This window comes from Collinsella sp. D33t1_170424_A12, from assembly GCF_015554865.1.
Classification (GTDB): domain Bacteria; phylum Actinomycetota; class Coriobacteriia; order Coriobacteriales; family Coriobacteriaceae; genus Collinsella.
On sequence record NZ_JADNJJ010000042.1, the window covers coordinates 1 to 9,630 of the forward strand.

Consider the following 9,630-nt stretch of genomic DNA (forward strand, 5'->3'; position numbering starts at 1 on the left):
TCGTCGGACGAAGAGCCCTCGGATTTAGGACGGAGGAACTCGGGAATAACGACCTGGCCGCCGGCGTCGGTGGGAACAGGAGAAGCGGAAAGGACGGTTGCAGCATCCTGGTCTGCCGAAACCGGCAGCAACGTAGTTTCCGCTGCATCGGCAACTTCGGGAGCTTCTTCTCGTTCTTTCGCCGAAGCGCGCTTCGCCTTCTTTCGACCAAGCTTCTCCTTGAGCGGACGCAGGATGTTTGTCACATCCGTATGCGTGCGCTCATCGGGTACATCGACGAACGGAGAGGCGGTATCGGAATCCGCCTCGTCGTCATCGAGGAGCACGGCGGTGGAGCGAGAACCGAGATAGGTACCCCGGCCTTCGGTATCGAAGAGGCTCTCTTGATCATTATTGCGGCCCTTGATGTCTCCCGATTCATCATCGGCCGATATGGTATCGGGGCTAAAATCGCCACCCCACGGGTTATCGTTCACATCGACGCGGCGCTTCCGGGCGAACTCCTCGGCCTTGTCCGCTGCACCGCGGACCACCGAGCTTACCGGAAAGCCGATGATGACCATGCCGAGCAGAACCAGACCGAAAGCGAAAACCAACGCGATGGTCTTACCGAGAGCGTTTTGCAGGGCGGCAGCGATCGTGGCGCCCAGATAGCCGCCCGAAACCGAAAGTCGAGCGGGCTCGAACATAACGTCCGCGCCCATGTCCGACCCGGGCACTAGGAGCGACAAGATGGTACACGCAGCCACGAAGATAAGAGCCAGGCCGGACCACGTACGCAGCGAGACCGGAGAGGAATCGCGCAGGAACATGAGGGCCGACACGGCGAGAAGCGCCAACGGCAACACATACGCCCCCAAGCCGAATCCAAGATGGAAGAAGTTGGCGACAGCAGCCGTAACGGGCGCGGAAGCAGGCGAGATAACCGCGATGAACGATGCGACGGCTATCACGCCCAAGACCACGCCGATAACATCGCGATAAACGCCGGAATCGAGAAGCGGCTCGACGTCGTCGAATTCGTCGAGCACGTTCTCATTGGCACGAAGATCGGCCGCGGCAGCGGCCTTATTGGCGCGCTTACCGCGAACAACCTTCGTCGTTGCATTGTCGTTGGCCGAGTTCCCGCTTCGAGCCACGCTAGACCTCCATCACAACCGGAATGATCATCGGTCGCGTATGTGTACGATTCCAAATGAAGTTGGACAGCGAATCGCGCACCGCCTTACGCAGAGCGTCTGTGCCGCTGCTGGTGAAGTTGAACGAGCCCTTGTCGATCATCTTGAGAATCGAATCCGTCGCAGCGGACGAGAACTCATCATCGATGGTGAACGAGACGCCGCGACCGGACAGCTCGATGGCCTCGATCTTCTTGCGCTTGGGCGACATGGTGGCAACCACGGTCACCATGCCATCGTTGGCAAGTTTCTGACGGTCGCGCAGGACGATGGGATCGGTATCGCCGATACGCAGACCGTCCACGTAGACGACGCCGCTCTCAACGGAACGACCGCGCTTCACCTTGCCCTCGCGCATCTCGAGCGAATCGCCGTTATCCATGATGAAAATATGGTCGTGCGGAACGCCCATCTTCTCGCCGAGCTTAGCATGGGCGCGCAGATGCACGGCCTCGCCGTGAACCGGCATGAAGTACTTCGGACGAGCCATGGCGAGCATGAGCTTGAGCTCCTCCTGGCTTCCGTGACCGGACACGTGGACCAGGCAGCGATGCTTGTCGTACACGTCGCAACCAAGCTTGGCCAGGCTGTTCACAACCTGCTGGACGGCCTTCTCGTTACCCGGAACCGGCGTAGCCGAGATGATGACCGTATCGCCATCATGGATGGACAGCGTCTTGTGCTCGCCGTTCGCCATACGAGAAAGCGCGGACAGGGGCTCGCCCTGCGAACCGGTGCACATGACGACGACCTTGTTCTCGGGAATACCATTGAGCTCATATGCGTCGACAAGGTCCTTCTCATCGATCTTAAGGTAGCCGAGTTCGCGAGCGACGCGAGTGTTGGTAAGCATCGAACGCCCGGTAACCACGATCTTGCGGCCACAGGCCTTTGCGGCATCGCAGATTTGCTGCAAACGGTGGATATGGCTTGAGAACGAGGCAACGAACACGCGCCCCTCGGCGTTCTTGATGGCCTCGTACAGCTGCGGACCGACCTCTGCCTCGGATTTCGTGAAGCCGGGGACAACGGCATTCGTGGAGTCGGAAAGCAGAAGGTCGACACCCATCTTACCGAACTTGGTGATGGCGGCGTAATCGGGGGTAACGCCGTCGATAGGCGTCTGATCGAGCTTGAAGTCACCAGTGTGCATGACGGTACCCTGCGGCGTCTTCACAAAGATGCCGAGAGCACCGGGAATGGAGTGCGTCATGGAGAAGAAGCTCACGTTGATGCAGCCAAGGGTAACCGTACTGCCGCTCTTCACCTCTCGGAACTTTGGCGCGCGAATGCGGAACTCGGAGAGCTTTCCCTCGATGAAACCGAGCGTGAGCTTAGAGGAGAAAATCGGGACTTTGTTGTTAAGGTCCTGAAGCAGATACGGCAAGGATCCCGTATGGTCCTCGTGACCGTGCGTGATGATGATGCCACGGAGCTTATCCTCGTTTTCGAGCACGTACGTGTAGTCCGGAAGCACGAGGTCGATGCCGGGCTGCGAGTCGTCGGGGAACATGAGGCCGGCATCGACCAGCACCATGTCGGGACCGCACTCGATGACGGTCATATTCTTGCCAATACCATCAAGACCGCCGAGGGGGATTACCTTCAGCGGCGCAGCGTTCTTTTTAGTTGTAGCCATATAGTCAAACAATCCTTTCGTCTTACATGAATACGATATGGTACGGCGCCACGCGCCGAGCACGTCTAAATGAAACGTATGTTTCTACATCCTACCAAGAGTTGGGTAGTTTTAACCCACTCTATACATCATGCAGTAAAACAACACGTGTGACGAACCGCGCGACCGCAAGGGGGCGGCGCAAGCACGCAATACAAGAAAAAGACCCCGCGCATGAAGCGCGGGGTCTTCAAGTAAGCAATCGCTCGAACTAGCGACTAGCCCTCGTGATGACGACGCGGGGCGCGGCCGCCATTGTCGCCGGGAGAGCGACGGGGGCGGTCACCGCGATCGCGGCGCTCTCGATTGGGGCGGTCGAAACCACGGGCACCGTTATCGCGCGAAGCACGGCGAGGGCGATCGGAACGCTCGCGACGCTCGCCGGACTCATCACCGGAGCCCGCCGGCGCCTCGGGCTTGTCGATGCGGTCGAGAGAAATCTTACCGCGCTCGTCAACCTCGAGCACGCGTACCTTCACCTCGTCGCCGACATTGAGCACGTCCTCGACCTTATCCACGCGACCCTGTGCGACACGGGAGATGTGCAGCAGACCGTCCTTGCCCGGCAGCAGGGACACGAAAGCACCGAAAGGCTGGATGGAGACGACGCGGCCTGTGTACTCCTCGCCCGGCTCGGGAACCTTGATGATGAGCTGGATGCGCTCGACGGCCTGCTCGACGGAATCGCCGGTGCCGCCGACGTAGACGGTACCGTCCTCCTGAATATCGACGGAGGCGCCGGTCTCATCCTGAATGCCGCGAATAACCTTGCCGCCGGAGCCGATGACCTCGCGGATCTTATCGACGGGAACGGTAATGGAGACGATGCGCGGCGCAGAGGGACGGGTCTCCTTACGGGACTCGGGAATGACCTCGAGCATCTTGTCGAGGATGAATGCACGGCCGGTCTTGGCCTGCTCGAGAGCGGTGCGCAGGATGTCGAAGGTGAGGCCGGTGGCCTTGTTATCCATCTGGAGCGCGGTGATGCCGCGCTCGGTACCGGTCACCTTGAAGTCCATGTCGCCGAGGAAGTCCTCGAGACCCTGGATGTCGGAGAGGACGACGGTCTTGCCGTTCTCCTGGATAAGGCCCATGGCGATACCGGAGACGGGGCGCTTGATGGGCACGCCGCCGTCCATAAGGGCGAGGGTGGAACCGCAGGTGGATGCCATGGAGGAAGAACCGTTGGACTCCATGACCTCGGAGACGACGCGGATGGCGTAGGGGAAGTCGTTCTCGTCCGGCAGGACGGGCAGGATGGCGCGCTCGGCCAGGTTGCCATGGCCGATCTCGCGGCGCTTCGGGGAGCCCATGCGGCCGCACTCGCCGGTGCAGAACGGCGGGAAGTTGTAGTGGTGCATATAGCGCTTGCCATCGACGGGCTCGATGGTGTCGAGGCGCTGTCCCTCGTTGAGCATGCCCAGAGAGAGCACAGAGAGAACCTGGGTCTGGCCGCGCTGGAACAGGCCGGAGCCGTGAACCAGAGGCAGGTAGTTATCCTTCACCATGATGGGGCGAATCTCATCGGCGGCACGGCCGTCGACGCGCTCGCCGGTCTCGACGACCATGTCGCGCATAGCCTTCTTCTCGAGCTTCTTGAGGTTAACGGGGATCTCGCGCTCCCACAGCAGCTGCTCATCCTCGGAGAACTCGGCCTTGATGGCCTCCTTCAGCTCGTCGACCTTGCCCATACGGGAGAGCTTGTCGGCGTCGCGCAGAGCGGCGGCCATCTCGTCGTAGTGGGCGAAGATACGATCGTGCACCTCCTCGACCGGCTCGTCCAGCGGGTACTCGCGCTTGACGATCGGACCGTTGACGCGCTCCCACTCCTCGACGAACTCGAGCTGGGCGTCGCAGAAGGCGCCGATGGCCTCCTGGCCAAACATCATGGCCTCGAGCATGTCCGCCTCAGAGATCTCGTCGGCGCCGGCTTCGACCATGGAGATGAAGTCCCGGGTACCCGCAAGCTCGAGGTCGAGATCGGAGTTCTCGCGCTCCTCGTACGTGGGATTGACGACGAACTCGCCGGTCTCCTTGTTGCGACCGATGCGCACGCACGCAAGCGGGCCCTCGAAGGGCACGCCGCCGATGGTCATAGCAAGCGATGCGCCCATAACGCAGATGACGTCGACAGGGTTGGCCTGGTCGGCCACGAGCGGGGTCGCGACGACCTGCACCTCGTTGCGGAAGCCGTCCGGGAAGCTCGGACGAATGGGACGGTCGATCATGCGCGCGGTGAGAGTGGCCTTCTCGGAAGGACGGCCCTCGCGCTTGAGATAGCCGCCGGGGATACGACCGGCCGCGTACATCTTCTCGTTGAAGTCGACGGTGAGCGGGAAGAAGTCATAGTTCTTACGCTCCTTGGAGACGACGACCGTGTTCAAGACGGTCGAGTCGCCCTGCTTGACGAGGGCGGCGCCGGTAGCCTGGCGCGCAAGCTCGCCGCACTCGAAGACATACGTCTTGCCGTAGAGTTCGAAGGTTTTGGATACGAGAGTCATTGTTCCTCTTTCATCTCCGTACGCCACATTGCGCACGGGCAGCTTCGTGTCCGGAACAACCGGACGATTTCTGGGCCGCTATTGCGAGCCCTCGCAACGGGTATGTGGCCCCGTTACACAAGAAGGAGCGCCGAAGCGCTCCCCCATGTCCATGATAAGCTCCGCGTTACTGGATGTTGTCGCGGATGCCGAGCTTCTTGATGAGCTCACGGTACTCGTTGATGTCGTTCTTCTTGATGTAAGAGAGCAGACGACGACGCTTACCGACGAGCATCAGCAGGCCGCGACGAGTGTGGAAGTCCTTCTGGTGGGACTTCATGTGCTCGGTGAGCTCGCGGATACGCTCGGTGAGGATGGCAACCTGAACCTTGGAGTTGCCGGTGTCCTGAGGATTGTTGCCAAACTCGGCGGTGAGCTCGGCCTTGCGCTCCTTAGAAACAGTCATGGTACACCTTTCTTCTATGGCCCCGAACCCTTCCGGTGCCGTTATGCGCCCCAATCTGGGAAGCCGCCGGTGCAGCGAGCATCCAAGAGCGGGGTAGGACAGCTTTGAATATTATCACGACGACCACGTCGTCGCAGCAAACACACAACATCCAGGCTAATGACCCATAAGAAACTCCAAGGATCTGATTCGAGCATCCAGATGGGTGGCCGCCCAGCTATGGGCCAACGCAAGCAGCATCGTGGAGCGCGGCAGATCGATTTCATGTGAAAGCAGCTCATCGAAGCGAAGGGATAGAAGGGCGCGCAGCCATTGGACCGTCGACCCGTCTACAGGCTCCGCCCCTGCAACCGTGGCCGCGCACGACGCGCACAGAAGCCCGCCCGCCGACGAAGAGAAATACGAAAGAGACGGGTCGGAACAGGAAACACAGGCAGTGTAATCCGGACGATAGCCGACATGAGAAAGCAGCTTGAAGATGAATGCCGCAACGAGCACATCGCGATGCGGTTGATCGACGACGCGACCGAGGAGCTCGAGACAACGCGTGGTAATGGCGAATACAAAGGGGTCCTCGGCTTCTTCGTAACAGCAAAGTTGTGCGATGTCCGAAACGACCGAGGCTGCCGAGATGGACTCGTAGTCGGGATTCACGCCGAGCGGAGCATGGAGGAGCTCCGCCTGCGAGACGACATCCAGCGTACGCCCGCGTGCAAGCAGCACATCAACGCAGTTGAATAGATCACAGCGAGCAGAGAGCCTGCTGCCGGGCTTACGGGCGCCCTTGGCCACCGCGCGAATCTGACTCCCCCGTTCCGAAAGCAAGGTAAGGATCAGGTCGGTTTCCTTGAGCTTGGTCTTATCGAGCACGACGCAGACGGTTCGGTATGTCCGAGAAGCCATATCCGACCCGCGCTACTCCTCGGCGCCGTAGCCGAAACGATGAATCTGCCCCTCGTCTTCACGCCAGCCCGATTTGACGCGTACGTCGAGACCGAGGTAAACACGACAATCGAATATACGCTCGATATCGCGCCGCGCCTCCATGCCGATGCGCTTAACCATCTCGCCGCGTTTGCCAACCAGGATGCCCTTTTGTCCCTCGCGCTCAACGTAGATGGTTGCATGGACGCGAAGCAAATCGCCCTTGAACTCGAGCTCGTCGCACAGAACGCCGACCGCATGCGGTATCTCTTCGCGCGTATGCAGCAGCACCTTCTCGCGAACGAACTCCGAAACCAGCGTCTCGTCGCTCGCATCGCACTTCATGTCATCGGGGAACCACTTGGGCCCCTCGGGAAGATAGGAAGCCACCACAGACACGAACGTGTCGACGTTGAATCCCTCGGGGGCGGAAATGACAAGCTCGTCGTCGAAGTCCACAAGCTTGCGAGCGGCTTCAAGCTGGGCCAGCATCTGCTCGGGCTTCACCTTGTCGGCTTTAGAGAGCACCAAGATCTTACGAGCCCTCGACTTCGCCACGTGGTTCGCGACCCACTCGTCGCCTCGGCCGATGGGCGCGCTGGCGTCAATGAGGAAGGCGACGACGTCGACGTCATTGATCTCTGCCAGAGCGCTCTTGTTGAGCTCGGTTCCCAGCGAATCTTTCGGCTTGTGCAAACCGGGCGTATCGACGATGACGATCTGGCAGCGATCGCGGTTTATGACGGCGCGCATACGCCGGCGCGTGGTCTGAGCCACAGGGGACGTGATGGCGACCTTCTCGCCGAAGCAGGCGTTGAGCAGCGTGGATTTACCTGCATTCGGCCGGCCCACGAGCGCGACGAAACCGCTGCGAAACCCTTCGGGAAGGCCGGAAGACACGGACTCGGCGGAGCCCTCCTCGCCCTCGAGAAACGCGTCGAGCTCGTCATCGGACATGTCGGCAAACGGATCGAAATCGATCATGGCAGACTCCTTAGATAACATGCAGAGCGTGCAGGAACACGATGCAGCCCACCAGGGCGGCGGTAAGTGAGAGAACGTACACGCTCGCGGCGGCAATATCTTTCGCGCGCTTGGCAAGCGGATGCAACTCCTGCGTAGTAAGGTCGACGATGGTCTCCATCGCGGTATTGCAGAGCTCTGCGAATATCACCAGACCGCAGCAGATGATGATGATGCACCATGAAACGGCATCGAGGCCAACCGCGAAACCGGCGACTATGGTGCAAAGTCCCAAGATGAGCATAACGTTGATGTTGCGCTCGGTCTTCACTGCGGTAGCAAGGCCTTCCAGCGCATATTTAAACGACTGGAAGAATGTTGGATGGTCGCTATTCGACCCTGGAATCATCGAAAACTCCCCTTTCGAGGTTCAAACGCGCAAGCGAGGGAGGCTAGCAGGAGGATGCATCTTCCTGGTGGCTCGTGGTAGGGCCGATCGCAACGCGATTCGGGTCATCGCCGCGCTTACGCGCGAGCTCTTGCAAGATCTCGAGCTCACGCGCCTCCATAGCTCGTGCTTCTTCAGGATCTATATGATCGAATCCGAGCAGGTGGCAGGCCCCGTGAACCAGCATGAGGCGGAACTCCTCCTCGAAGGTGGTATCGAACTGGGGAGCCTGCTGCTCGATAACAGCCGGGCACAGGATGACGTCACCGAGTTCGACGGGCTCGCCGGCGGGAATCATATCGTCGTCAATATCGTCGCACTCAAACGAGAGCACATCGGTTGGCGCATCGATATCACGCCACGCGGCGTTAAGTCCACGGATTTCGTCGGCGTCAACAATCGAAACGCTCACGCGGCATGAGCGCGTAACGCCATCGGCGCGCAATACCTCTTCCACAACGGCTGCAATCTCTTCATTTGAGATCGGTACGGCAAGCTCGTCCTGGTTGCTAATAAGCACGTCCATGTTATCCGTCCTTTCGTGCCGAAACCGGCGTGCGTTGCGCCCTCGCCTCGAACGTTTCATACGCTTCGACAATCTTACCAACCAGACTATGGCGAACAACATCAGAGCCGGTCAAATGAATGAACGCGACATCGGGGATATCCGCAAGGATGTGCTCGATATCGCTGAACCCGCCCTTACGTCCCGGCAGGTCGCGCTGGCTCGCATCGCCGTTCACGATGAACTTCGAGTTGAAACCGAGTCGCGTGAGGAACATCTTCATCTGCTCGGGCGTAGTGTTTTGAGCCTCGTCAAGGATCACGAATGCATCGTTGAGCGTGCGGCCGCGCATGTAGGCCAGCGGCGCGATCTCGATCATGCCGCGCTCTACATACTCATTAGCATGCTCGCGGTCCACGAGGTCGTACAGCGCATCCAGCAACGGGCGGACATAGGGATCGACCTTTTCCTCGAGCGTGCCAGGCAGGAATCCAAGGTTCTCCCCCGCTTCCACGACGGGGCGTGTAAGCACGATGCGCCCAACCTCGCGTCGCTTGAGCGCGGCGACTGCGACCGCCATGGCAAGATAGGTTTTGCCCGTACCCGCAGGACCAAGGCAAAACGTCATGGTATGAGTGTCAATGGCGTCAAGATACCGTTGTTGACCAGCTGTTTTAGCACGAATTGCCTGGCCACGGTGAGTCATGAAAACTTCATGGGGAGCTGCGGAGGCACTCCCGGCGTTCAGGCGATCGAACGACAGCGATACATCGTCGGTCGTCGGTCGTTTACCAAGACGGACGAGCTCGATAACGGACGAGAGGACCTGGGAAGCAGCCTCGACCGAGGAGACCGGGCCAGAAACGATAACGGCATCGCCGCGCAGCACGAGACTCACGCCGCCGCGCTCCTCGATAGCCCGGAAGAGCATATCGGAAGCACCCGTAACGAGCCCATGGTCCACGGAGCGAGGAAGCGCAATGCGCAC

General features: G+C 60.0%; 9 protein-coding genes. All 9 read right to left on the reverse strand.

Annotated features, from left to right (window positions below):
• On the reverse strand, window positions 1-1,139 hold a 1,139-nt coding region (locus I2E26_RS02020; protein ID WP_195419411.1), incomplete at its 3' end, for a DNA translocase FtsK 4TM domain-containing protein.
• A gap of 1 nt (window position 1,140) precedes the next feature.
• Complete coding sequence (locus I2E26_RS02025; RefSeq protein ID WP_147588242.1) at window positions 1,141-2,817, reverse strand: ribonuclease J; 1,677 nt, start codon at window positions 2,815-2,817, stop codon at window positions 1,141-1,143.
• A 257-nt stretch (window positions 2,818-3,074) separates the two neighbouring features.
• On the reverse strand, window positions 3,075-5,357 hold the full coding sequence (locus tag I2E26_RS02030) for a polyribonucleotide nucleotidyltransferase (protein ID WP_147588241.1): 2,283 nt from the start codon (window positions 5,355-5,357) through the stop codon (window positions 3,075-3,077).
• Between the two features lie 166 nt (window positions 5,358-5,523).
• Window positions 5,524-5,802, reverse strand: a complete 279-nt coding sequence (gene rpsO / locus I2E26_RS02035) for a 30S ribosomal protein S15 (protein WP_147588240.1) — start codon at window positions 5,800-5,802, stop codon at window positions 5,524-5,526.
• 156 nt (window positions 5,803-5,958) lie between these two features.
• On the reverse strand, window positions 5,959-6,705 hold the full coding sequence (recO, locus tag I2E26_RS02040) for a DNA repair protein RecO (RefSeq protein WP_195419412.1): 747 nt from the start codon (window positions 6,703-6,705) through the stop codon (window positions 5,959-5,961).
• Between the two features lie 12 nt (window positions 6,706-6,717).
• Entirely contained in the window at window positions 6,718-7,710 is a 993-nt protein-coding gene (era, locus tag I2E26_RS02045; protein WP_195419413.1) for a GTPase Era, read from the reverse strand.
• A gap of 10 nt (window positions 7,711-7,720) precedes the next feature.
• Entirely contained in the window at window positions 7,721-8,098 is a 378-nt protein-coding gene (locus tag I2E26_RS02050) for a diacylglycerol kinase family protein (protein WP_195419414.1), read from the reverse strand.
• Window positions 8,099-8,141: 43 nt separating this feature from the next.
• Entirely contained in the window at window positions 8,142-8,663 is a 522-nt protein-coding gene (gene ybeY, locus I2E26_RS02055) for an rRNA maturation RNase YbeY (protein WP_195419415.1), read from the reverse strand.
• Between the two features lies 1 nt (window position 8,664).
• Window positions 8,665-9,630: PhoH family protein (locus I2E26_RS02060; protein WP_229056338.1), on the reverse strand; the 966-nt coding region annotated here is incomplete at its 5' end.